At 61.4% G+C, this 22,284-nt stretch carries 20 protein-coding genes; 13 read left to right on the top strand and 7 right to left on the bottom strand.

Annotated elements, in window-relative coordinates; translation table 11 throughout:
• The first annotated feature begins 343 nt into the window (after positions 1-343).
• The gene (locus ACM6I5_RS00525; RefSeq protein ID WP_414882993.1) at positions 344-1,372 is read left to right on the top strand and encodes a DUF6515 family protein; all 1,029 of its coding nucleotides are present in this window, start codon (positions 344-346) and stop codon (positions 1,370-1,372) included.
• On the opposite strand, the gene ACM6I5_RS00520 is transcribed toward ACM6I5_RS00525, so the two are convergent.
• Together ACM6I5_RS00520 and ACM6I5_RS00515 are read right to left on the bottom strand one after the other, a co-directional pair.
• Complete coding sequence (locus ACM6I5_RS00520; protein ID WP_017340971.1) at positions 1,357-2,265, bottom strand: cation diffusion facilitator family transporter; 909 nt, start codon at positions 2,263-2,265, stop codon at positions 1,357-1,359. The genes ACM6I5_RS00525 and ACM6I5_RS00520 overlap by 16 nt on opposite strands.
• A gap of 29 nt (positions 2,266-2,294) precedes the next feature.
• Positions 2,295-2,714 carry a hypothetical protein gene (locus ACM6I5_RS00515; RefSeq protein WP_017340970.1) on the bottom strand — a complete coding sequence of 140 codons (420 nt, stop codon included), beginning with the start codon at positions 2,712-2,714 and terminating at the stop codon, positions 2,295-2,297.
• Between the two features lie 109 nt (positions 2,715-2,823).
• On the opposite strand from ACM6I5_RS00515, the gene hrpB reads away from it, so the two are divergent.
• Positions 2,824-5,340, top strand: coding sequence for an ATP-dependent helicase HrpB (hrpB, locus tag ACM6I5_RS00510; protein ID WP_414882992.1), 2,517 nt, complete (start codon positions 2,824-2,826; stop codon positions 5,338-5,340).
• A 172-nt stretch (positions 5,341-5,512) separates the two neighbouring features.
• Here hrpB and ACM6I5_RS00505 read toward each other — a convergent pair whose 3' ends face one another.
• A complete protein-coding gene (locus tag ACM6I5_RS00505) occupies positions 5,513-6,433 on the bottom strand; it encodes a LysR substrate-binding domain-containing protein (protein ID WP_031319135.1) in 921 nt (306 codons plus the stop codon).
• Between the two features lie 225 nt (positions 6,434-6,658).
• Here ACM6I5_RS00505 and ACM6I5_RS00500 point away from each other — a divergent pair, with 225 nt between their 5' ends.
• From ACM6I5_RS00500 to ACM6I5_RS00480, 5 genes are all read left to right on the top strand, one after another.
• Entirely contained in the window at positions 6,659-8,152 is a 1,494-nt protein-coding gene (locus ACM6I5_RS00500; protein WP_414882991.1) for an aldehyde dehydrogenase, read from the top strand.
• A 31-nt stretch (positions 8,153-8,183) separates the two neighbouring features.
• Entirely contained in the window at positions 8,184-9,554 is a 1,371-nt protein-coding gene (locus tag ACM6I5_RS00495) for an aspartate aminotransferase family protein (protein WP_414882990.1), read from the top strand.
• Between the two features lie 400 nt (positions 9,555-9,954).
• Positions 9,955-10,941: an ABC transporter substrate-binding protein gene (locus ACM6I5_RS00490; RefSeq protein ID WP_414882989.1), complete on the top strand. Its 987-nt coding sequence runs from the start codon at positions 9,955-9,957 to the stop codon at positions 10,939-10,941.
• A 9-nt stretch (positions 10,942-10,950) separates the two neighbouring features.
• Positions 10,951-11,754 (top strand): ABC transporter permease, encoded by an 804-nt coding sequence (locus tag ACM6I5_RS00485; RefSeq protein WP_414882988.1) that lies wholly within the window; start codon positions 10,951-10,953, stop codon positions 11,752-11,754.
• A complete protein-coding gene (locus tag ACM6I5_RS00480) occupies positions 11,742-12,575 on the top strand; it encodes an ABC transporter ATP-binding protein (RefSeq protein ID WP_017340921.1) in 834 nt (277 codons plus the stop codon). The genes ACM6I5_RS00485 and ACM6I5_RS00480 overlap by 13 nt, the downstream gene beginning before the upstream one ends.
• Before the next feature lie 40 nt (positions 12,576-12,615).
• Here the strand turns inward: ACM6I5_RS00480 and ACM6I5_RS00475 are convergent, their stop codons facing one another.
• Together ACM6I5_RS00475 and ACM6I5_RS00470 are read right to left on the bottom strand one after the other, a co-directional pair.
• Positions 12,616-13,695: an endonuclease/exonuclease/phosphatase family protein gene (locus ACM6I5_RS00475; RefSeq protein ID WP_414882987.1), complete on the bottom strand. Its 1,080-nt coding sequence runs from the start codon at positions 13,693-13,695 to the stop codon at positions 12,616-12,618.
• Positions 13,696-13,762: 67 nt separating this feature from the next.
• Positions 13,763-14,437 carry a YciC family protein gene (locus ACM6I5_RS00470; RefSeq protein ID WP_031319133.1) on the bottom strand — a complete coding sequence of 225 codons (675 nt, stop codon included), beginning with the start codon at positions 14,435-14,437 and terminating at the stop codon, positions 13,763-13,765.
• A 178-nt stretch (positions 14,438-14,615) separates the two neighbouring features.
• On the opposite strand from ACM6I5_RS00470, the gene ACM6I5_RS00465 reads away from it, so the two are divergent.
• The 4 genes from ACM6I5_RS00465 to ACM6I5_RS00450 all read left to right on the top strand — a co-directional run bounded on the left by ACM6I5_RS00465 (position 14,616) and on the right by ACM6I5_RS00450 (position 17,665).
• A complete protein-coding gene (locus tag ACM6I5_RS00465) occupies positions 14,616-15,362 on the top strand; it encodes a DUF2076 domain-containing protein (RefSeq protein WP_414878115.1) in 747 nt (248 codons plus the stop codon).
• 252 nt (positions 15,363-15,614) lie between these two features.
• Entirely contained in the window at positions 15,615-16,094 is a 480-nt protein-coding gene (locus ACM6I5_RS00460) for an NYN domain-containing protein (protein WP_017340917.1), read from the top strand.
• Positions 16,095-16,116: 22 nt separating this feature from the next.
• A complete protein-coding gene (locus ACM6I5_RS00455; RefSeq protein WP_017340916.1) occupies positions 16,117-16,728 on the top strand; it encodes a PolC-type DNA polymerase III in 612 nt (203 codons plus the stop codon).
• A gap of 406 nt (positions 16,729-17,134) precedes the next feature.
• The gene (locus tag ACM6I5_RS00450; protein WP_414882986.1) at positions 17,135-17,665 is read left to right on the top strand and encodes a Bro-N domain-containing protein; all 531 of its coding nucleotides are present in this window, start codon (positions 17,135-17,137) and stop codon (positions 17,663-17,665) included.
• A 153-nt stretch (positions 17,666-17,818) separates the two neighbouring features.
• Here ACM6I5_RS00450 and ACM6I5_RS00445 read toward each other — a convergent pair whose 3' ends face one another.
• Entirely contained in the window at positions 17,819-18,274 is a 456-nt protein-coding gene (locus ACM6I5_RS00445; protein ID WP_017340914.1) for an Lrp/AsnC family transcriptional regulator, read from the bottom strand.
• 165 nt (positions 18,275-18,439) lie between these two features.
• On the opposite strand from ACM6I5_RS00445, the gene yedA reads away from it, so the two are divergent.
• A complete protein-coding gene (gene yedA, locus ACM6I5_RS00440; RefSeq protein ID WP_017340913.1) occupies positions 18,440-19,366 on the top strand; it encodes a drug/metabolite exporter YedA in 927 nt (308 codons plus the stop codon).
• A 65-nt stretch (positions 19,367-19,431) separates the two neighbouring features.
• The gene (locus tag ACM6I5_RS00435) at positions 19,432-20,766 is read left to right on the top strand and encodes a DEAD/DEAH box helicase (RefSeq protein ID WP_017340912.1); all 1,335 of its coding nucleotides are present in this window, start codon (positions 19,432-19,434) and stop codon (positions 20,764-20,766) included.
• A 122-nt stretch (positions 20,767-20,888) separates the two neighbouring features.
• Here the strand turns inward: ACM6I5_RS00435 and ACM6I5_RS00430 are convergent, their stop codons facing one another.
• Positions 20,889-22,130 carry a TIGR03862 family flavoprotein gene (locus ACM6I5_RS00430; RefSeq protein ID WP_414882985.1) on the bottom strand — a complete coding sequence of 414 codons (1,242 nt, stop codon included), beginning with the start codon at positions 22,128-22,130 and terminating at the stop codon, positions 20,889-20,891.
• Between the last annotated feature and the right edge of the window lie 154 nt (positions 22,131-22,284).

The following is a 22,284-nucleotide window of genomic DNA, read 5'->3' as shown; positions in this document are numbered from 1 at the left end:
TGTCGCCGCTGCAGGCCTATTCTTATCACCAGAATCACTGCTCGGACAAACAGTCCACAGCGGCTCGCCCAATCAGGCCTGCCGCGGCCGCCACCCCCACCGGGGATGTGCCGGCCCCCGAGCTGCACACTGTCCAGAAGACGGCGTGAGGTGAGCCGACGTCATAAGCGTCGAGCACGGACGAAGTTCTCAAAGGGAGGCCGACGGGTCTCCCTTTTCTTTTGCGTGCAATTTATCGCCGGCTTCCCTCAATAAATAAGTTTCGCGACTGATAACCTGTTGCAGAACCGGCCTGTGCTTTCCCAGTCTTACGTACAGGCCCTAACCCGCAGTGAGGAAAAGCATGAAGTCGCGCATCTGGCGTTTGGCCGGTGTTGGTTTGCTGTGTGTCAGTGTCACTGCGCAATCGCTGGCCGATGAGCCGCAGAACCGTGGTCCCGACAACGGGCAACGCGGCGACGGCCATCAGGGCAACAATCAGGGGCATGGCGGCAACAATCAACCACGCCCGCAGAACAACGAGATCATTCGCGGCGACAACAGTCGCCAGTTCGAGCAAAACGGGCAGCCGCGCAATGGCAGCCAGTGGCAAAACAATCAGCCTCGAGACAATCAGCCTCGCGACTTCAACAACCCGGTTCGGCCACCGCCGCCGCCACCCCAATTGCCGGCCAACGACCTGCCGATCCAGGGGCGTCCGGATACCGTGCGCCAGACCCAGCCGCCACAGCGTGGTTACTACAATGACGTGCCGCGGCGTAACGACAACAACCCGCACTGGCAGAACAACGGCCCGCGTCCCGATGATCATCGCTGGGCCGGTCGCCCGGACGGGCACGGTAATGGTTGGGGGCCAGGGCCGCAGTATCGTCCCGGTCATGTGATCGACCGCTTCCCCGACCGCGACTACCGCGTGCCCTATCGGGGCCAGGATTATTTCTACTCCGGCGGCTACTGGTACCGGCCGCTGGGCCCGCGTTATGTGGTGGTGCAGCCGCCACTCGGGATTCGCGTCGGCTACCTGCCGGATTACGCCCGCGAAGTGTGGATTGGTGGTGCGCTGTTGTTCCTCGCGGCCGGTTCGTATTACGCCTACCAGGAAACGACTCAGGATTACGTGGTGGTCGAGCCGCCCGTGCACCCGCAGCCGCAACCGGTCAGCAATGGTTATGACGTGGTGGCCTATCCGGCCAACGGTCAGTCGCCGGAGCAGGTCAATCAGGACGGGTACGAGTGCTATCAATATGCGGTGCAGCAGAGCGGTTTCGATCCGCGCACGGCCACCTATCAACCGGACCCGTCGGTGGTGCAAGCCTACCGTCAGGCCCAGGGTAACTGCCTGAGCAGCCGCGGGTATCAGGTGAGTTTCTGATTCTCCCCGGCGACGTTCACCACTTCCTGCGGGTCGGCGTGCACCAGTACTTCGGCTCGCGGGTAAGCGGCATGAATCGCATCCGCCGCCTGATCGCTGATGCCGTGGGCGACTGACAGGGTCAGCTCCCCCGGCAATTCCAAATGCAATTGCACGAACCACTGGTTGCCGGAAACCCGTGTGCGCAGGTCATGCGCACCCAATACGCCCGGAACGCTACAGGCCAGTTCGAGCATGTGCTGGCTGACATCCTGCGGCAGCTCCTCATCCATCAACACCGTAAAACTTTCCCGGGCGATCTGAATGGCGCTCCAGAGGATGTAAGCGGCAATCCCCAATCCAAACCACGCATCCACCTGATGCCAGCCATACCCGGCCAGCACTAGCGCGACCAGAATGCTGCCATTGAGCAGCAGGTCCGAACGGTAATGCAGGGAGTCGGCGCGCACGGCGTTGGAACCGGTGGCCTTGACCACCCGATGCTGCAACATCAGCAACGCCAGCGTCAGCGCCAGAGAGAACACAATCACGCCGATGCTGATCCACGGCGCACCCACCGGTTCCGGATGCTTGAGCCGGTCAAAAGCCTGCAGGGCTATCAGCACCGCACTGCCGCCAATGAACAACGCCTGCGCCATGCCCGCCAGTGACTCGGCCTTGCCATGCCCGTAACGGTGATCGTCGTCGGCAGGGCGCAAGGCGTAATGCACCGCCAGCAGGTTGAGCAGCGAGGTAACGCCGTCGAGGACGGAGTCGGTCAGCCCGGCGAGCATGCTGACCGAACCGCTCAGCCACCAGGCGATGCCTTTGGCGACGATCAACGTGCACGCCACCGCCACCGAGGCACGGGTCGCCAGCCGCAACAGGCGGGCGTGTTCGGAGCTGGAAATCATAGGTACGGCTATTCCTTCATGTGTACCGATTACGCGGCAGGTTGCAGGCCGAGCAGGGCCAGTTGCTGGGTGCTGCCCTTGTGCTGGATCAGGCGTGGGTCATCCAGCGGGAAGCTGCGGCCCAGCTCGGTTTCCAGAATAGTCTGCAACTTGTGGGTGTCGACCTTGCCGTCGGCGCCGATGGCTTCCTTGAGTTTTTCCGGCGCCACCTGCGCGGTTTCGCCCGGTGCGTAGTAGATCGCGCCGGTGGCGAAGTCGACCGCAAACGCGATCAGGCCGGGAATGATGTAGAACAGCAGGCCCACGGCATCCAGCGCGGCGATGGCCGGGTCGATCTTGCCGTCGATCTGCCCGCGACGATCAGGGTAGAAAATCGATCCGCAAGCCGTTACCTGGGTCAGCAGGGTTGCAACCAATACACCGCCAATCAAGCGAAAGGGAACACGCATAGGAAATCTCCTGAGTAGTCTTGAAACGAAAGGGCGTCTCTATGAATTAGGACCCTGATAAACGCCGAGCAGTTCGCCGTTATACTCGCGCCTCTGTTTGGGAGCCAGCATGATTTCTTTGCCGATTGATGAAGTTTTACCCGCCCTGCGTGAAGCCTTGGCTACACGCCACGAAGCCGTGCTCGAAGCACCGCCCGGCGCCGGTAAAACCACCCGCGTGCCTTTGGCCCTGCTCAACGAGCCATGGCTGGCCGGGCAGACCATTCTGATGCTCGAACCGCGCCGGTTGGCCGCGCGTGCGGCAGCGGAGCGTCTGGCCGGTGAGCTGGGCGAAAAGGTCGGGGAAACCGTCGGCTATCGCATTCGGCTGGACAGCAAAGTCGGCCCCAACACCCGTATCGAAGTGGTCACCGAAGGCATCCTCACCCGCCGCTTGCAGGATGACCCGGCGCTGGAAGGCGTGGGTTTGCTGATCTTCGACGAATTCCATGAACGCAGTCTCGACGCCGATCTGGCGCTGGCCCTGAGCCTCAATGGCCGGGAACTGTTCCGCGACGATCAGCCGCTGAAAATCCTGTTGATGTCGGCAACGCTGGAAGGCGAACGCCTGGCCGGGCTGCTCGACGACGCGCCGATCCTGCGCAGCGAAGGCCGCATGTACCCGGTGGCGATGCGCTGGGGCCGGCCGTTCCAGTCCGGTGAATTCATCGAACCGCGTCTGGTGCAGACGATTCTCGAAGCCCTGAACGACGAAACCGGCAGCCTCCTGGTATTCCTGCCGGGGCAAGCGGAAATCCGCCGGGTGCATCAACAACTGGCCGATGCGCTGGGCGAGAGTACGCAGGTGTTGCTCTGCCCGTTGCACGGTGAACTGGACCTGGCCGCGCAACGCGCCGCGATCGAGCCGGCGCCGGCAGGCAAGCGCAAAGTGGTGCTGGCGACCAACATCGCCGAGACCAGCCTGACCATCGACGGCGTGCGCGTGGTGATCGATGCCGGGTTGGCGCGGGTGCCGCGTTTCGATCCCGGCAGCGGCATGACCCGCCTCGACACGCAACGCATCTCCCGCGCCAGCGCAACCCAGCGCGCCGGACGGGCAGGGCGGCTGGAGCCGGGCGTGTGTTATCGCTTGTGGTCGCAGGATCAGCACGAGCAACTGGCGGCGTACGCCAGTGCGGAGATTTTATCGGCGGACCTCGCCGGGTTGGCGTTGCAACTGGGTCGCTGGGGCGTGTCGCCGGGGCAGTTGGTGTGGCTCGACGTGCCACCGGCAGCGGCGTATGCCCAGGCGCAGGACTTGCTTGATCGACTGGGCGCACTGGACGGTGAAACGCTGACCCGTCACGGTCAGGCCATGGCCGAACTGCCGGCGCATCCGCGCATCGCCCATTTGTTGCTGCGTGGTCAGGCGCTCGGCCTGGCGGACATGGCGAGCGATGTCGCGGCACTGCTCGGCGAGCGCGATATCCTGCGCGGTGCCGGCGCCGATTTGCACAGCCGATTGGTGCTGCTGTCCGGCGAAGAACGTGCCGCGCGCGGTGCTCAGGGCGGCGTGCAACGGGCCCGGCAACTGGCGCGTCAGTATCGCGGTTACCTGCGCGGCAAACCGTCGGAGCCGGTCGGCGATCCGGATCACCCGCGTTGGCTCGGCGCACTGTTGGCGCTGGCCTATCCCGATCGTGTGGCGCAGCAACGTCGAGCGGGCGGCGCGGAATATCGCCTGGCCAACGGTCGCGCCGCGTTGTTCGCCGAAGCCGACAGTTTGATGAAACAACCCTGGCTGGTGATCGCCGACCTGGGCAGTCGTCAGGGCCAGCGTGAAGAGCGAATTTATCTGGCGGCGGATTTCGATCCGGCGCTGTTCGATTCGGTGTTGGCCGAGCAAGTTCGGGTGGTCGATCAGCTGGATTGGGACGAGCGCGAAGGCGTATTGCGCGCCGAGCGTCAGCGCAAGGTCGGGGAGTTGATCCTCAGCCGTGAACCGTTGACCGGGCTCGATGAAACCGCGCGCAGTCAGGCGCTGGTGAATCTGGTGCGGCGCAAGGGGCTGGAGCTGTTGCCGTGGACGCCGGAATTGCGTCAGTGGCAGGCGCGAGTGGCGTTGTTGCGGCAGTTGGATCTGGGCAGCAAGAATGAAAGTGAGTGGCCGGATGTCAGTGATGCTGCGCTGCTCAAAAGCCTCGAGCACTGGTTGATGCCGTATCTGGGGAAAGTCTCGCGGCTCAGTCATTTTGCCAATCTGGACTTGTCGAACATCGTTCATAACCTGCTGCCGTGGCCCTTGCCGCAGCGGCTGGATGAGCTGGCACCGCATCATTTGAGCGTGCCGTCGGGCTCGTCGATTCGCCTGGATTACAGCGAGCAGCCGCCGATTCTGGCGGTGCGGTTGCAGGAGTTGTTCGGCTTGGCCGAAACACCGCGCATCGCCGGTGGGCGCCAGGTGGTGAAGCTGCACCTGCTGTCCCCGGCACGGCGCCCGGTGCAGGTGACCCAGGATCTGGCGAACTTCTGGCGCAGCACCTATGCCGAGGTGAAGAAGGATTTGAAGGGGCGGTATCCGAAGCATTACTGGCCGGATGATCCGCTGGTGGCCGAAGCGACCGCGCGGATCAAACCGCGCAAATAATCCCTGAAACTGAACACAAGACCTGTGGCGAGGCAGCTTGCTTGTGGCGAGGGAGCTTGCTCCCGTCGGGTCGCGTAGCGGCCCCATAACGGTTTATCAGACAGCAATGGTTTTACGCCTGCTGCGCAGTCGAGCGGGAGCAAGCGCCCTCGCCACGGGGAGGTCATCTGACTCAGGTTCTTGTCGCAGCCTTCGCCGTCAATTGTTCCCGGCAGTAATCCGCAAACAACTGCGCCGGTTTGGTCAGTTGCCCGCGCTTCAGCCACGCTGCCACCAGCCCCGAGCCGGTGACGTCTTCGACGATGTCTACGCACACCACTTTCTGCCCGTCGTAGGTGCATTCCGAATGCGGGCGGGTGACCAGGATCGAGAAGCCGAACCCTTGCCCGACCATGCCCCGGACCATCTCGATCGACGGTGAGCTGAAGGCAATGTTTGGCGTAAGGCCAAGCTCTTCGAACAGGCTGACGAAGTAGGTCCGGCTCGGTTGCACGTCCAGCAGAATCATCGGCTCCAGGCACAGGTCGCGCAGTGATACTTGCTTGAGCTGCGCAAAGCGATGATCCGCCGGCAGCAGTGCATAAGGCCGCTGCGCCGGCATCAGCGGTTCGGTTTCGATGGTGGCGTCGAGGTCGTGTTCATAGAGGATCGCCAGGTCGAAGGTGCCCGACGTAAGCCCTTGCACCAGCTCTTGCTGCTCGCCGTCGCGGATGCGGATTTTCACCCCCGGATACAGCGCCGAGAACCCGGCAATCAATTGCGGCAGGTACAGCGGCGCGACGGTTTCGAAGCAGCCAATGTCGATTTGCCCGGCCACCACGTCGTTGTCGGCCAGGGCGTTTTGTTCGAACTCCTTGGCCATGCGCAACAGTTCCTGGGCCTTGCGGTAGAAGCGTGCACCGCTGGGGGTCAGGGACACGCCTTGCGCATGGTGACGGATCAGCAGTTGCACGCCGAAGCTGTCTTCCAGGCCTTTGATCGCCGTGGAGATCGCTGGCTGAGCGATGTACAGCTTGCGCGACGCCTCGGCGACGCTGCCGCATTCGACGGTGGTGATGAAGTACTTCAATTGACGCAGGTTGTAGGCAGCCACGGCAAACCTCGGGGTGGATGGACTCGACATCCAGGCAATTTTTGCGCCGACTGCATCCGTTCTGACGACGGTGTTGTTGTGCCTGAACAATAACCACATACCGCGCAACCGTGGAGATGGGCTGCCCAGTTTTTTCATGGTCTGCGAAGACATTTTTACTATTTTTCCTCGACACGGGCCTGGGCCACCATCCAGACACAAGAAAAGCCCTTGGAGCATCTGAACGTGTTCGAGCTTACCTACTGGCAAAACAAAGCCGCTGCGCTGACGTTTCCCGACCAGGCCCTGATCGATGGTCAACCCCGCTCGGCGCAGTCGGGCCAGACCTTCGCCGCGATCAATCCAGCCACCGGCCAGCGTCTGGCCAGCGTGACCGCGTGCGGCGCTGAAGACGTCGACGTCGCGGTCAGAAATGCGCGGCAGGTGTTCGAGGCCGGCACCTGGGCGGCGCGTTCGCCGGCAGAGCGCAAACACGTGCTGCTGCGCCTGGCTGATCTGATCATGACCCACCGCGAAGAACTGGCGCTGCTCGATTCGCTGAACATGGGCAAACCGGTGATGGACGCCTACAACATCGACGTGCCGGGCGCCGCCGGAGTGTTTCGCTGGTACGCCGAAAGCCTCGATAAGCTCTACGGCCAGATCGCCCCGAGTGCACAAAACGTGTTGGCAACCATCACCCGCGAAGCACTGGGCGTTGTCGCCGCTGTGGTGCCGTGGAACTTCCCGCTGGACATGGCCGCGTGGAAACTCGCGCCAGCGCTGGCGGCAGGCAATTCGGTGATCCTCAAGCCCGCCGAGCAATCGCCGTTTTCCGCCCTGCGTCTGGCTCAGCTGGCGCTGGAAGCCGGGCTACCGGCGGGCGTGTTGAACGTGCTGCCTGGCCTCGGCGAACAAACCGGCAAAGCCCTCGGTTTACACCCGGACGTTGATTGTCTGGTGTTCACCGGCTCCACCGAAGTCGGCAAATATTTCATGCAGTATTCCGCGCAATCGAACCTGAAACAGGTGTGGCTGGAGTGTGGTGGCAAGAGCGCCAACCTGGTATTCGCCGATTGTCAGGACCTGGATCTGGCGGCCGAGAAAGCTGCGTTCGGCATCTTCTTCAACCAGGGCGAAGTGTGTTCGGCGAACTCGCGGTTGCTGGTGCAGCGTTCGATTCATGACGAGTTCGTCGAGCGTCTCAAGGCGCAGGCCGAACGCTGGTTGCCGGGCGATCCGCTGGACCCGTCGAGCAGCGCCGGGGCGATTGTCGACAGCCGTCAGACCGCGCGCATCATGAAGTTCATCGAGCAGGCCGAACGCCTGGGCGCGACCAAGGTGTGTGGCGGTCGGCAGTCGATTTTCAACGGTTCCGACAACTTCATTCAACCGACGATTTTTACCGGCGTGAGCCCGGACATGCCGCTGTTTCGCGACGAAGTGTTCGGCCCGGTGCTGGCGGTCACCGCCTTCGACGACGAGGCACACGCCTTGCAACTGGCCAACGACAGCGTCTACGGACTGGCCGCGTCGCTGTGGACCGACGACCTCAATCGCGCCCACCGCGTGGCGCGTCAATTGCGCGCGGGCACGGTGTCGGTGAACAGCGTCGATGCGCTCGACGTGACCGTGCCGTTCGGTGGCGGCAAGCAGTCCGGCTTCGGTCGCGACCTGTCGCTGCACTCATTCGACAAATACACCCAGTTGAAGACCACCTGGTTTCAGCTGCGCTCATAACAGCCGCTCACAACAAAACGGAGAACTGGCGATGACCACACCACGTGAAACCCGCGACTACCAGGCCGCCGACGCTGCGCACCACATTCACGCATTCGTCGACCAGAAAGCGCTCAACGACGAAGGACCGCGGGTGATGGTCCGTGGCGAGCGCCTGCACCTGTGGGACAACGATGGCCGGCGTTACCTCGACGGCATGTCCGGGCTGTGGTGCACCAACCTCGGTTACGGGCGCAAGGACCTGGCGGCTGCGGCGACCCGACAGCTTGAACAGCTGCCGTACTACAACATGTTTTTCCACACCACCCACCCGCAAGTGATCGAACTGTCGGAGCTGTTGTTCAGTTTGCTGCCGGGGCACTACAGCCACGCGATCTACACCAACTCCGGCTCCGAAGCCAACGAGGTGCTGATCCGCACCGTGCGGCGTTACTGGACGATCCTCGGCAAGCCCGAGAAGAAGGTCATGGTCGGGCGCTGGAACGGTTACCACGGCTCGACGCTGGCGGCGACGGCACTCGGTGGCATGAAGTTCATGCACGAAATGGGCGGCATGCTGCCGGACATCGAGCACATCGACGAGCCGTATTTCTTCGCCCACGAAGGCAACCTCACCCCGGCTGAATTTGGCCTGCGGGCGGCGCAGCAACTGGAAGCGAAGATTCTCGAACTCGGCGCCGACAAGGTCGCCGGTTTCATCGCCGAACCGTTCCAGGGCGCAGGCGGGATGATCTTCCCGCCAGACAGTTACTGGCCGGAAATTCAGCGGATCTGCCGCAAGTACGACGTGCTGTTGTGCGCCGACGAAGTGATCGGTGGCTTCGGTCGCACCGGCGAATGGTTCGCCCACGAGCACTTCGGTTTCGAGCCGGACACGCTGTCGATCGCCAAGGGCCTGACCTCCGGCTACATCCCCATGGGCGGGCTGATTCTGTCGAAGAAAATGGCGCAGGTATTGGTAGAGCAGGGCGGGGTATTTGCTCACGGCCTGACCTATTCGGGGCACCCGGTGGCGGCAGCGGTGGCCATCGCCAACCTCAAGGCGTTGCATGATGAGGGCGTGGTGACGCGGGTCAAAAATGACATCGGGCCGTACCTGCAACAGTGCTTGCGCGAGGTGTTCGGCAATCACCCGTTGGTGGGCGATATTCAGGGCGTCGGCATGGTGGCGGCGTTGCAGTTGGCTGAAGATAAAACCAGTCGCAAGCGCTTTGCCAACGAGAACGACATTGCCTGGCGCTGCCGCACGATTGGCTTTGAAGAAGGGGTGATCATTCGTTCGACGCTGGGGCGGATGATCATGGCGCCGGCGTTGATTGCCAGTCGTGAAGAGGTTGATGAACTGGTTGGCAAAACCCTGAAAGCGGTCGATCGTACGGCTCAGGAATACGGCCGGCTCTGATATCGCAGGAAGGTCCTTCGGACCTTATCGCGAGCAGGCTCGCTCCCACATTGGGACGGTGTCAACCTCGGTAGAGAGGACGACATGGAACCCCTGTGGGAGCGAGCCTGCTCGCGATAGCTTTCTCTCCCGCAACCTATCTCTAAGCTTTTGCACCCGTCCCGTGCACCCCCGCAAACAGCGCTCGTTTTCAGTGCGCACTACCCAGTTTTTTCATCACTCCCAACGACATATTTCCTGATTTTCCTTCTCCCGGCCTTGCGCCAACATCGACCTCGCCAGACAGCCGAACGCTGCCCACAAAAAGGTCCATCAGAGACCACCCGTGGCAGCTCTTCTCCAAACGCCGCTGGCCGTACTGCCCATGACAAAACTAAATCAACAGCTTTGGGAGTGCTCCATGATCAAGTCCTTGCTTACCCGCGTTGCTCATCCATTGGCGATCACCGCCATTGCCGCGACGGTCGCTACCAGCGTCCAGGCCGGCACCCTCTCCATCGGCCACACCACGTGGGTCGGTTACGGCACGCTCTACCTCGCCCAGGACCTGGGCTACTTCAAGGAAAACGGTCTGACCGTTGAATTGCCCGTCGTCGAAGAAGCCTCGATGTACATGGCCGCGCAAGCGTCGGGTGAATTGTCCGGCTCGGCGTCGACCATCGATGAGGTGCTCAAGTACCGCCCGCAATTCTGCTTCAAGGCTGTAGCTGCACTGGATGACAGCCATGGTGGCGACGGTGTTCTGGTGGGCAAGGACGTCAAGAGTCTGCAGGAGCTGAAAGGCAAGGCCGTGGCGGTCAACGAAGGTTCCACCTCGCAATTCTGGCTGTCGTACTTGCTGAAAAAACACGGCATGAGCATGAGCGACATCACCGTGCAGAACATGACGGCCGACGACGCCGCCACCGCGTTCATCGCCGGTCGCGTGCCGGCCGCCGTGACCTGGGAACCGCACCTGTCGATGGTGCGCAGCAAGCAACAGGGCAAGGTGCTGATCGACAGCAGCAGCACGCCGGGGGTGATCGTCGATGTGGTTGCGCTCAACTGCACCGTCATCGAGAAGCAACCGGAAGACGTCAGGGCCTTGGTCGCCGGTCTGTACAAAGCGGTGCAGTACACCAAGGATCATCCGAAGGAAGCCTACAAAATCATGGCCAAGGGCGTCGGTGGTTACCTCGCCGATCCGAAGGAACTGGAAGCTGCCGCGCAAGGCGTACGCTTCTACGATCAGGCCATGAGCGAAAAACTCCTGGGCTCGCCGGGCAAGCCGGGCGACAGCGAACCGCTGATCAAACTGGCCAATGAAACCGCCAGTGAATTGCAGGGCAAACCCTACAACGTCAGCAATGACGATCTGATCGACAACCGCTTCGTCACCCCGCTGTAGGAGGTTCGCATGTTCAAGCGCAATTCATGGCTGAGCCGCTGCATCACGCCCAAGACCGGCCTGCCGGTGTCGGTGATCTGGAGCGCGAACGGTCTGGCCTGGGTGTTGTTGGTTGGCCTGTGGGCCGGTTTGTCTTACGGCGGCGTGGTGCCGGGCATGTTCCTGCCGACACCCGGCGCGGTGGTCGAAGCCGCTGTGCGCCTGAGCCGCGACGGCACGCTTGGCCTGCATGTGTGGGCCAGTCTTGAAGTGGTGATGGTCGGCTTCATTGTGTCGTCGCTGGTGGCGGTGCCGCTGGGGTTGCTGATGGGCAGCTTTCGCATCGTTCAGGCGTTCCTTGAGCCGATGGTGAATTTCATCCGCTACCTGCCGGTGACCTCGTTCGTGCCGCTGTTCATTCTGTGGATCGGCATCGGTCTGGAGCAGCGTGTCTCGGTGATCATCTTCGGCGTGTTTTTCCAGCAATTGGTGATGATCGCGGACGTGTCCAAAGGCATCTCCAAAGACCTGATCAACGCGTCTTACACCTTGGGTTCAAACCGTCGCGATGCCGTGCTGCATGTGATCGCGCCGGCCTCGTTGCCGGGTGTGCTCGACACCTTGCGCGTGACCATGGGCTGGGCCTGGACTTACCTGGTGGTCGCCGAGCTGGTCGCCGCTTCCAGTGGCCTGGGTTACTTGAGCCTCAAGGCCATGCGTGGCTTTCAGGTGGATGTGATTTTCCTCGCCATCGCGATCATCGGCCTGTTGGGCCTGGTCACCGATCAACTGTTCCGTTTCCTTCGTCTGAGGATTGCCGCATGGGCTCAGTAACCGCCGTCAACCCGCGTTTCGTCACTCCGATGGCTGCCCCGGCGCACGCCGCGCCACGCCTGCAAGTGGACAAGGTCAGCCTGCGTTACCAGAAGCCCGATGGCGGAATGTTCACCGCGCTGGATCAGGTTTCATTCGAAGTCCCGGATCAGCAATTTGCGGTGCTGGTGGGGCCGTCGGGTTGCGGCAAGTCGAGTTTGCTGTACCTCACTGCCGGCCTGAACGAGCCCACGGAAGGCGAGATCTACGTTGGCGGCCAGCAAGTGCAGGGCCCCGGCGCGGATCGCGGCATGGTGTTCCAGAGCTACACGCTGTTCCCGTGGCTGACCGTGCGCCAGAACGTCGAGTTCGGGCTCAAGCGTCGCGGCATGGCAGCGGCCCAGCGTAAGGAAATCGTCGATTACTACGTCAATGAAGTCGGCCTCGCCGGGTTCGCCGACAACTACGCCAAGCAGTTGTCCGGCGGCATGATGCAGCGCGTGGCGATCGCCCGGGCGCTGGCCAACGATCCGCAGATCCTGTTGATGGACGAACCCTTCGGCGCCCTCGACAGCCAGACGCGCCTGCAAATGCAGCAGTTGCTGTTGCGGGTCTGGGGTAATAGCAAGAAGACCGTGCTGTTCGTGACCCACGATATCGACGAGGCGATTTTGCTGGGCGATCGAGTCTATGTGATGGGCGCCAGGCCCGGGCGGATCAAGCAGATTCTGGACGTGCCGATCGAACGCCCACGGACCCTGGACATGGTCATGGAGCGCTCGTTTATCGAGATGAAGCGCAATATTTTCGGGTTGCTGCATGACGAGCTGGAGGAACATTGAGTTCACCGCCGCTCCCACAGGTTTTGCATTCAGCCCGAAATTAGGGCGCCGCAGGCAGGAGGAACCGCGCAATCACCGGCAAATGATCGGAGATCCGCAAGGTATCGTCCTGCCGCACTGACGCCTCGACGCGCTTGATCCGCGGGCTGTAAAACAGGTAATCGACGGTCCGGTCCGGGCCGTTCAGCCCCGGATCATTCGGGTAATGCGTCAGCCAGCGCGCCCGATCGATGCCGCTCGCTTCATTGTTGGTCGGAATCATCGGGTACTTGTCCCACAACACATGCAACGCGCTGTCAGCGGAGTAGGGCGCGCGTTGTTCGGAGGTCAGGCGTCGATATTGGCCCAGCGGCAACAGGTTGAAGTCGCCACCGATCAGCCATGCCGTGCCACGGCTTTCGTACTTGTCGAGGACTTTGGCCACCGCCGTCACCTGGGTCTGTAGCGTTTCATCAGGTTGGGTCGCGCGGTCCAGATGGGTGTTGAGCACCGCTATCTGAGCGCCGTCACTCAAGGGCAGGTAAGTGACCAGCAACGCATTTTTCGGTTGGAACTGGCGGCTGATGAGGTTGGCCGGCGCGACCGGCAATTGCAGGCGTTCGGCGTGATCGATCTGGTAGCGGCTGAGGGTTGCCAGTTGTCGACCGACACTGCCGAAGATGTGCGGTTGCGGCACGAAGTCGGCTTTCCAGTCGAAGGCATGAGTGCTGCAGGGATAGAGGTCTGCGAGGCGTTCCTGGAGCAGTTTGAACTGGTTCTGGTAATCGCTGGCCTTGGCGCCGTCATCGAGTTCTTGCAACAACACGATGTCCGGTTGTTCGTCGCGAATGACCCGCGCCACTTCATCGAGGCTGAAGGCCATGTCTGCAGGCGTCGGTTTTTCATCGCTGCCGGCGGCCAGGTCATTCCAGAACACATAGCGCTTGCCCGCCAGGTACTGAACGTTCCAGGTCATCACTTTCAACGCCTGGCCGGGCACCAGTGTCGGCGCTTGAGCATTACAGCCGACGGGCAAAACTTCCTTGGCTTCGGGGCGCCAGGTCAGGTTGTAGATCAGCAGGGCAATCAGGCCGATTGCAATCACCAGGCCCAGCAGGGTGTAGCGCAGTAGACGGGTCATGGCTCGGCTTATTAGCGTTACAAAAGATGGCCCCGAGCATAACCGAGAGCGGGGCCGAAGCCCACGCTTAGAGCGGCCGGTCGATTTTCTCGGGAACGTCGCTGATCAGCATGAACAAACGGAACAACACCACGCTGGTGAACAACTGCAAAAAGCTGTGAGCGCTGTCGATCAGCAAGGAAATCACCGGGTTCTGCGGCTCCGGGTAAACCTCCAGGGTCAAGCCCTTGAGCAACCACAACGGCCCCATCACACACAAAATGCACACCAGGATGCGCAGGAAATGGCCGCGGGTCAGGCGCAGGCTTTCCTTCATCGCGGCCAGTGGCGCCAGGCCGCGCAGCACCAGCAGGTACTCGCCGAACGCGAGGGTCACCATCAGCCAGATACCCGGCAGGAAATACAACGACAGGCCGATCAGGATCAGCAAGGTATTGAGCGCAGTGAGCAGGGCGAAGCGCGGCCACAGGTACGCGGACCTCGACAGCAGGTCACGGTTGCGCGGCGATTCGCCACGGCTGCGCGCATCGAGAAACAGGATCAGCGCGGCGGTGTACAGCGGATAGACCAGCAAACCGACGATCACACTGATGCCGGGAAAACTGTCCGGCTCGGTCGAGTGATCCACCACTTGCTGAAGCAGCGCTTCGACGATCACCAGCGGCAGGCAAAGCCGCACGATCTGGCCCAGATTGCGTTTGAAGAAATACAAAGAGTCACGCAGTACATCGAACGGATTCATCAGTCGGTATCGCAGGTTGAAAGCAGTGGCCCACTTTAACCGATGCAGCGCTTCGGGGCGCAAACGTAAACGTTCGGTAAAGGTCATTGAAACAACTTGTTTCAGCCTCCATTAAGGTCGAGCGCCGTATCCTCCCTGGAGAAGGTCAACGATTTCCCCGGCAATCTACGAGGTCGCCATGAACAGCGAAGAACAAACCCTGATCGATGGACTGTTTTCCCGGCTGCAACAGGCCGAAACGGATTCAGCCCCGCGCGACGCCCAGGCCGAGGCGCGGATCAAGGAACACCTGACTCGCCAACCCGCGGCGGGCTACTTCATGACCCAGGCCATTCTGGTGCAGGAGGCAGCGGTCAAGAGCCTCGACGCGCAGAACAAGCAACTGGCTCAGCAAGTCCAGCAATTGCAGGCCGAGCTGCAATCGGCCAAGGCGCAGACGGCGGCTCCGGCGCCGAGCGGCGGTGGCTTCCTGTCGAGCATTTTCGGCGGCAGTTCCCGTGAAGCGCCGGCCCAAAGTGCTCCGCCCTCCAATGGTGGCTGGCGTGAGCCGGGGCGGCAGTCGTTCAACTCGCCGCCGCCACAGCAGAACTTCGGTGCGCCGCCACCGCAGCAAAACTACGCGCCGCAACAGCAGCCTGTCGGTGGCGGTTTCCTCGGTGGCGCGCTGAAAACCGCCGCCGGTGTGGCGGGTGGCGTGATGCTGGCACAGGGCATCAGCAGCCTGTTCCACCACAACCAGCAGCCGGAAGTGGTTGAAGTGATCAAGGAAGAGCCGGCTCAGGTCAACGATCAAAGCGGCGGCAACGGTTGGGGCGACGATCAGCGTGTGGCTGACAACTCCGCTGATCAGGGCGGTTACGCCGACGCCGATTACAGCGATGACAGCTCATCGTTCTTCGGCGGCGACGACGACTCCTTCGTCTGATTGATTTTCTGTGGCGAGGGGATTTATCCCCGTTCGGCTGCGCAGCAGTCGTGTATTCGACCCTCTCCATTTATGTGAACGGACGCAGGGGGCTGCTTCGCAGCCCAGCGGGGATAAATCCCCTCGCCACAGGTTGCCATTCGTCCGAGGCATCCAAGATGCTTCGGGTCGATTATTCGCGGAACAATCCTCGAGGCTGGCATACTGGGCACCTTTCGGGCTCGGTGCCTGATCCAGCCTTGAGGAAAACCGGTGAAAAAAATTGCAGTGTTCGCCGATGTTCAAAACCTCTATTACACCGTGCGTCAGGCCTATGGTTGCCACTTCAACTACGCCGCGTTGTGGGCTGATATCAGCAAACAGGGCCAGATCGTCGAGGCCTACGCCTACGCGATCGACCGTGGCGACAGCAAACAACAGCAGTTCCAGCAGATCCTGCGCAACCTCGGTTTCACCGTGAAGCTCAAACCCTACATCCAACGCAGCGACGGCTCGGCCAAGGGCGACTGGGACGTGGGCATCACCCTCGACATCATGGACGCCGCCGACCACGTCGACGAAGTGGTGCTGGCTTCTGGCGACGGTGATTTCGATATGCTGCTGGAGCGCATCATCGCCAAGCACGGTGTGCAAGCCGTGGCCTACGGCGTGCCAGGCCTGACGGCCAACTCGCTGATCCGCGCCGCCAGCCGCTACGTGCCGATCGAAGGCGCCTTGCTGCTCAAGAATTGATTTTTACGGAGTTGAAACAGGTTTGGAACGCATAGCAGTCATCGACTTTGAAACCACCGGGATCTCCCCGAGCAGCAGCTGCCGGGCCACGGAAATCGCCGTGGTGATCCTTGAACAGGGGCGCATCGTCGAGCGTTACCAGAGCCTGATGAACGCCGGCGTGCGCGTCCCGGCCTTCATCGAACAACTGACCGGCATCAGCAACGCCATGTTGCGCACGGCGCCATCGGCCGAGCAGGTGATGAACGAGGTCAACGAGTTTGTCGGTATCACGCCCTTGCTGGCTCACAACGCGGCATTCGACCAGAAGTTCTGGGACTTTGAGCTGGGGCGGATCAAACGCACGCGGTTGCAGAACTTCGCCTGCTCGCTGTTACTCGCCCGCCGCCTGATGCCCGCCGCACCGAATCACAAGCTCGGGACGCTCACCACCTTCGCCAGCCTGCCCAACACTGGCAAGGCTCACCGGGCCATGGCTGACGCCGAGATGGCCGCCAACCTGACGGCGCATCTGGCGCAGGAACTGCGGCAGAAGCATGGGTTGCGCGAGTTGTCCCATGATCTGCTGGTGAGCCTGCAGAAAGTGCCGGCGGCGAAGATCAATGAACATCTCAAGCGCCATCGCGGGTTCTGACTGAAACACCGCAAATCCCCTGTGGGAGCGAGCAGGCTCGCTCCCACAGGGGCGGTGTTCAATTTCAAACCTTGTGTTTAAACACGCCTGAAACTCGACGATTGATCCTACCGAAACTTAAGGATTGTCTGTCTTGCCCCCCTTCTGCGGCGTCGATAACCTCTGGAACGTCGCTGACAATTCAGCGACCGGGACTGCAAGCCCGCCAATAATTTGTTTGGAGACCACAGGCGCACCTATAATCGCGTCGCTTTAATTAGCGACCATCGATTTATGGTAGCTGTGTGCGGGAGACCTTCGGGTCTGCCGGGATTGGTCTCCTACTCGGTCTTGCAGACCCGCGCATAGCTGCCACCCATCATCTGCAAGTGATGCTGGCAGCTCCGACTTTTATAGGAGATTTGCCATGATCAACGTTACCCCCAATCCCCCTGAAGACTCAGATCAGTTGGCTGTAGCGCAAACAGCTACCTGTGCTCCTCACTTCATCCCCAAAACCTTCATCCGTCATCACATCCAGCTACGCGCACTTTTACTGCACGCAGAACCCTGGTTCTGCGCCCGCGATATCGGCCGGTTGATGGGTGTGGATATCAACGGCAGACATGCGCTCAAGCTCGATGCTGATCAGCGGCGGATGATGCATCTGTCCGGCAGCGATGAAGCGCAAGAAACCCTGATGCTCAGTGAGTCAGGTGTGTACGCGATGCTGGTCTACCACTACTGCCCGGAAAACCGCCATTTGCGGCGTTGGTTGACCCACCATGTGGTGCCGATGTTGCGGGAGGAGGCGGGGCCCGTTTCGACGCAAGCGCCGCATATGCGAGCGATGGAATGGGCCGGCGGAACGCTGCGGCTGCTGCATTGGCGCAAAGAACCTTGGGTTCGCCTGCGGGATATGCCGGGGTTGTTGTCTGCCAGTTACAGCGGCGTCTGATATATCGCTTTCGCGGGCAAGCCTCGGTCCTACAGGATGGCGTCGTACCTGTGGGAGCGAGCCTGCTCGCGAAGGCGGCGTATCAGTCGACATCAATATTGAATGGTAAATCGCTATCGCGAGCAGGCTCGCTCCCACAGGGTCCGCGTTCGATCAAACTTTTCCATTCCCTTCCAACTGCCCCAACGGCACCCGCTTCTCTATCGCACTCGACAACACGATCGACGTCTTGCTGAACCCGAATTTGGCAATCCGGTTGATCAACTCCTCCAGCTCCGGCATCGAGCCCACCGCCGCTTGCATGATCACGCACGGATCCCCCGTTACCCGGTGGCATTCGGTCAGTTGCGGGATTTTGATCAGGTCGTCATAGGCCTTCTGGTTGCCGTGCTGGTTCAGGCGCAGTTCGATGACGCACTGGATCGGTAGCCCAAGCTTGGCCATGTCGACTTTCGCCTGGTAACCGGTAATCACCCCGCTGGCTTCGAGTTTGGCCACGCGCTCGGCCACGGCCGGGGCGGACAGGTTGACCTTGCGCGCGAGGTCGGCGTAGGACGCGCGACCGTTTTCCAGCAGGGCGCTGAGGAGCATGCGGTCGTATTTGTCCATGGTCGGATTCCTGAAAAATGACTGACTTTCGAAAGCACGGTTTATAGCGCTGATCTCCGTGATTTGAAAAGTGTACCGGCGCTATAAACAGGTTTTGTAACTTATTTTATGCGGTTGGCCTTTCTAGAATAGCTGTTCATTTGTCCTTGCCTGCGAGCTGCCCCCATGCCTGGCCTGCGCCGTTTTCCCTTGCCGTTGATCGCTGCCTTTTTCGCGTTGTACGTGATTTGGGGCTCGACTTACCTGGTGATCCGTATCGGCGTGGAGTATTGGCCGCCCTTGCTGCTCGCCGGTATTCGCTTTGTCATCGCGGGGACCTTGATGTACGCGTTCCTGCGCTGGCGCGGGGCGCCGGCCCCGACCTGGGCGCAGTGGAAAGCGGCGGGGATCATCGGGATTTTGCTGTTGGCGTGCGGTAACGGCGGGGTCAGTGTGGCGGAGCACATGGGCGTCGCGTCCGGTGTCGCCGCGCTGGCGGTGGCGACGGTGCCGTTGTTTACCTTGCTCTGCGGCTATTTCTGGGGCGCGCGTAATACCCGTCTCGAATGGGCCGGGATTGTGCTCGGGCTGATCGGCATCGCCATGCTCAACCTCGGTTCCAACCTGCAATCGAGCCCGCTGGGTGCCCTGTTGCTGATCTTCGCGGCAGCTTCCTGGGCGTTTGGTTCGGTGTGGAGCAAACACTTGCCGCTGCCCCAGGGCGCGATGGCCAGTGCCGTGGAAATGCTGGTGGGGGGCGTGGCGTTGTTGATTGGTAGTGCCTTGAGCGGTGAGCATCTGGAGGCCATGCCGCCGATCGAAGGGTGGGCGGCGCTGGCCTATCTGACCTTCTTCGGTTCGATCATCGCCTTCAACGCTTACATGTACCTGTTGAAAAACGTGCGTCCGGCGGCGGCTACCAGTTACGCCTACGTCAACCCGGCGGTGGCGGTGTTGCTGGGGATCGTGTTTGTCGGCGAGACCATCGGTATCGAAGAAGCGTTGGCCATGCTGGTGATCATCAGTGCCGTGGTGTTGATCGGTTTGCCGCAGTGGCGCCGGGCGCCGCAACGACCGGCTGCCGTGGTGCAGACAGAATCGAGCGTGAATTAGGGTAAACTGCGCGCCATTGCACACTTGTTTCGCACAACCGCGCTGAATTCTCCTACGGTAATCCCATGACTTTCGCCACCCTTGGCCTGATCGAACCCTTGCTGCGCTCTCTCGAGACGCTCGGCTACCAGACCCCGACGCCGGTTCAGGCGCAAGCCATTCCGGCGGTGCTGGCCGGTCGCGACCTGATGGCCGCCGCCCAGACCGGCACTGGCAAGACCGCCGGTTTCGCTGTGCCGCTCCTGCAATTGCTGGCCATGGAAGGGCCGAAAGTCACTGCCAACTCGGTGCGCGCTCTGATTTTGGTGCCAACCCGCGAATTGGCCGAGCAGGTTCACGAGGCCGTGCGTCAGTACGCCGAGAACCTGCCGCTGAGCACTTACGCGGTGTACGGCGGCGTCAGCATCAACCCGCAAATGATGAAGCTGCGCAAAGGCGTCGACCTGTTGGTGGCGACGCCGGGCCGTTTGCTCGACCTGTTCCGCCAGAACGCGCTGAAGTTCAACCAGCTGCAAACCCTGGTGCTGGACGAAGCGGATCGTATGCTCGACCTGGGCTTTTCCGAGGAGCTGGGGAACATTTACCGGGTGCTGCCGAAGAAACGTCAGACGCTGCTGTTCTCCGCGACCTTCTCCGATGCGATTCGCCTGCTGGCCGGGCAAATGCTCAACGATCCGCTGAGCATCGAAGTCAGCCCGCGCAACGTTGCAGCCAACACTGTGAAACAGTGGGTGGTGACGGTGGACAAGAAGCGCAAGCCGGAACTGTTCATCCACTTGCTGCGCAAGGGCAAGTGGAAGCAGGTGCTGGTGTTCGCCAAGACTCGCAATGGCGTGGACGCATTGGTGGAAAAACTCCAGGGCCTGGGCATCAATGCCGACGGCATCCATGGCGACAAACCGCAGGCGACTCGCCAGCGTGCGCTGGACCGATTCAAGGCCAGTGAAGTGCAGATTCTGGTCGCCACTGACGTCGCGGCCCGTGGTCTGGACATCGAAGACCTGCCGTTGGTGGTCAATTTCGACCTGCCGATCGTGGCAGAGGACTACATCCACCGCATCGGTCGTACCGGCCGTGCGGGCGCCACCGGGCAGGCTATTTCGCTGGTGTGTGCCGATGAAGTGAATCTGCTGTCGGCCATCGAGACGTTGACGCGTCAGACGTTGCCTCGTCAGGTGGAACATGACTTCGAACCTGAGCACCGTGTGCCAGATACCGATGCCAGCGGTCAGGTGGTCAAGAAGCCGAAAAAGCCGAAGAAGCCAAAGACGTCCAGTGGCGGCAAACGCAATTTGGGTAAATGGGTCGAGAGCGGGGATGCTTCGGCGCCGGAACCTTCGATCAAGCCTGTGCGAAAAGTACCCGTGTTTAATACTGGGCCGCGTAAGCGTAAGCCTTGATTCGCTGCAGCGTCTGCTAGGCCGCCTTCGCTCCCACACTTGATCTCTGGTGTTCACAAATTATGTGTTCACAAAAGATCCAGTGTGGGAGCGGGCTTGCTCGCGATGGGCGCGCCGCGGTCTCAATCCTTGCGCCTGAGCCACTCCACCATCCCCAACCCGGCCGCTCGCCCACTGGCGAAACACGCCGTCAGCAGATAACCGCCGGTCGGCGCTTCCCAATCCAGCATTTCCCCCGCGCAAAACACGCCAGGCAGTTGCTTGAGCATCAAACGTTCATCCATCGACTCGAACATCACGCCACCGGCGCTGCTGATGGCTTCGTCCAGTGGGCGGGTTTTTACCAGCGTCAGTGGCAACGCCTTGATCGCTTTGGCCAGTGATGCCGGATCGGCGAAGCATTCTGCCGGCGTCAGTTCGCGCAGCAACGCCGCTTTCACACCATCAATCCCGAGCTGGCTGTGCAGATGCTTGGACATGGAACGTGAACCGCGCGGTTTGCTCAGCGCCGCCTGAACTTTATCCACAGGTCTGCCCGGCAACAGGTCGAGGTGAATGGTCGCCGAGCCGTGTTGATTGATGGCTTCGCGGATCGGCGCTGACAGGGCGTAGATCAGGCTGCCTTCAATCCCGGTGGCCGTAATCACACATTCCCCGAGCCGCGGAACATCGTCGTTGAGCCCGATGGCGATGTTTTTCAGCGGCGCACCAGCGAATTTGCTGACCATCAATTCGCTCCAGGCCTGCACCTCGAAGCCGCAATTACTTGGCTGCAGCGGCATAAGTCCTACACCGCGCTGCTCCAGGGGCAACATCCACGCGCCGTCCGAACCGAGACGCGACCAGCTGCCGCCGCCGAGGGCCAGCAGGGTCGCGTCGGGTCGAATGGTTTTTTCGCCGTCGGGACTTTCGACACGCAATCCACCGTTGTCATCCCAGCCCAGCCAACGGTGGCGGGTGTGGATAACTACGCCGGCATCCCGCAACCGTTTGAGCCAGGCGCGCAATAGGGGCGCGGCTTTCATGTCAGTCGGAAACACCCGGCCGGAGCTGCCGACGAAGGTTTCGATGCCCAGGTCATGAATCCACTGGCACAGCGCCTCGGCACCAAAGGCACGCAGCAGCGGTGCAATCTGCGGTGCGCGTTCGGCGTAGCGTGAGAGAAAGGCCGGGTAGGCTTCGGAATGGGTGATGTTCATGCCGCCGACCCCCGCCAGGAGAAACTTCCTGCCCACCGACGGCATGCCGTCGTACAGGTCGACCTTGATTCCGGCCCGGCTCAACACTTCGGCGGCCATCAGGCCGGCGGGGCCACCGCCGATGATGGCTACGTGAGGGGAGAGGGCGGCGGAAGATTGGGTCATGGGGAGTGCGCTGCGGTTTGACGGAATAGCCGCGCATTCTAGCAGTACACCATAACTGTGGGAGCGGGCTCGCCCGCTCCCACAGGGATCGCTGGCGTTTTCAATGGCTGGTCAAAAAACAACCACCGCTCTGAAGCCTATACCCGGCAGGGCC

This window comes from Pseudomonas sp. IT-P171 (genome assembly GCF_949767765.1).
Classification (GTDB): Bacteria; Pseudomonadota; Gammaproteobacteria; order Pseudomonadales; family Pseudomonadaceae; genus Aquipseudomonas; species Aquipseudomonas fluorescens_B.
The sequence above is the reverse complement of the archived record's forward strand: the minus strand, read 5'-3'. Positions and strand labels throughout refer to the sequence as shown.

What these genes read in the sequence shown, in the direction of transcription:
- ACM6I5_RS00450 (WP_414882986.1), top strand. Translation starts at nt 17,135, where the DNA reads ATGATCAACGTTACCCCCAATCCCCCTGAAGACTCAGATCAGTTGGCT.
- ACM6I5_RS00525 (WP_414882993.1), top strand. Translation starts at nt 344, where the DNA reads ATGAAGTCGCGCATCTGGCGTTTGGCCGGTGTTGGTTTGCTGTGTGTC.
- ACM6I5_RS00480 (WP_017340921.1), top strand. Translation starts at nt 11,742, where the DNA reads ATGGGCTCAGTAACCGCCGTCAACCCGCGTTTCGTCACTCCGATGGCT.
- hrpB (WP_414882992.1), top strand. Translation starts at nt 2,824, where the DNA reads ATGATTTCTTTGCCGATTGATGAAGTTTTACCCGCCCTGCGTGAAGCC.
- ACM6I5_RS00445 (WP_017340914.1), bottom strand. Translation starts at nt 18,274, where the DNA reads ATGGACAAATACGACCGCATGCTCCTCAGCGCCCTGCTGGAAAACGGT.
- ACM6I5_RS00430 (WP_414882985.1), bottom strand. Translation starts at nt 22,130, where the DNA reads ATGACCCAATCTTCCGCCGCCCTCTCCCCTCACGTAGCCATCATCGGC.
- ACM6I5_RS00515 (WP_017340970.1), bottom strand. Translation starts at nt 2,714, where the DNA reads ATGCGTGTTCCCTTTCGCTTGATTGGCGGTGTATTGGTTGCAACCCTG.
- ACM6I5_RS00485 (WP_414882988.1), top strand. Translation starts at nt 10,951, where the DNA reads ATGTTCAAGCGCAATTCATGGCTGAGCCGCTGCATCACGCCCAAGACC.
- yedA (WP_017340913.1), top strand. Translation starts at nt 18,440, where the DNA reads ATGCCTGGCCTGCGCCGTTTTCCCTTGCCGTTGATCGCTGCCTTTTTC.
- ACM6I5_RS00470 (WP_031319133.1), bottom strand. Translation starts at nt 14,437, where the DNA reads ATGAATCCGTTCGATGTACTGCGTGACTCTTTGTATTTCTTCAAACGC.
- ACM6I5_RS00435 (WP_017340912.1), top strand. Translation starts at nt 19,432, where the DNA reads ATGACTTTCGCCACCCTTGGCCTGATCGAACCCTTGCTGCGCTCTCTC.
- ACM6I5_RS00495 (WP_414882990.1), top strand. Translation starts at nt 8,184, where the DNA reads ATGACCACACCACGTGAAACCCGCGACTACCAGGCCGCCGACGCTGCG.
- ACM6I5_RS00520 (WP_017340971.1), bottom strand. Translation starts at nt 2,265, where the DNA reads ATGATTTCCAGCTCCGAACACGCCCGCCTGTTGCGGCTGGCGACCCGT.
- ACM6I5_RS00490 (WP_414882989.1), top strand. Translation starts at nt 9,955, where the DNA reads ATGATCAAGTCCTTGCTTACCCGCGTTGCTCATCCATTGGCGATCACC.
- ACM6I5_RS00465 (WP_414878115.1), top strand. Translation starts at nt 14,616, where the DNA reads ATGAACAGCGAAGAACAAACCCTGATCGATGGACTGTTTTCCCGGCTG.
- ACM6I5_RS00475 (WP_414882987.1), bottom strand. Translation starts at nt 13,695, where the DNA reads ATGACCCGTCTACTGCGCTACACCCTGCTGGGCCTGGTGATTGCAATC.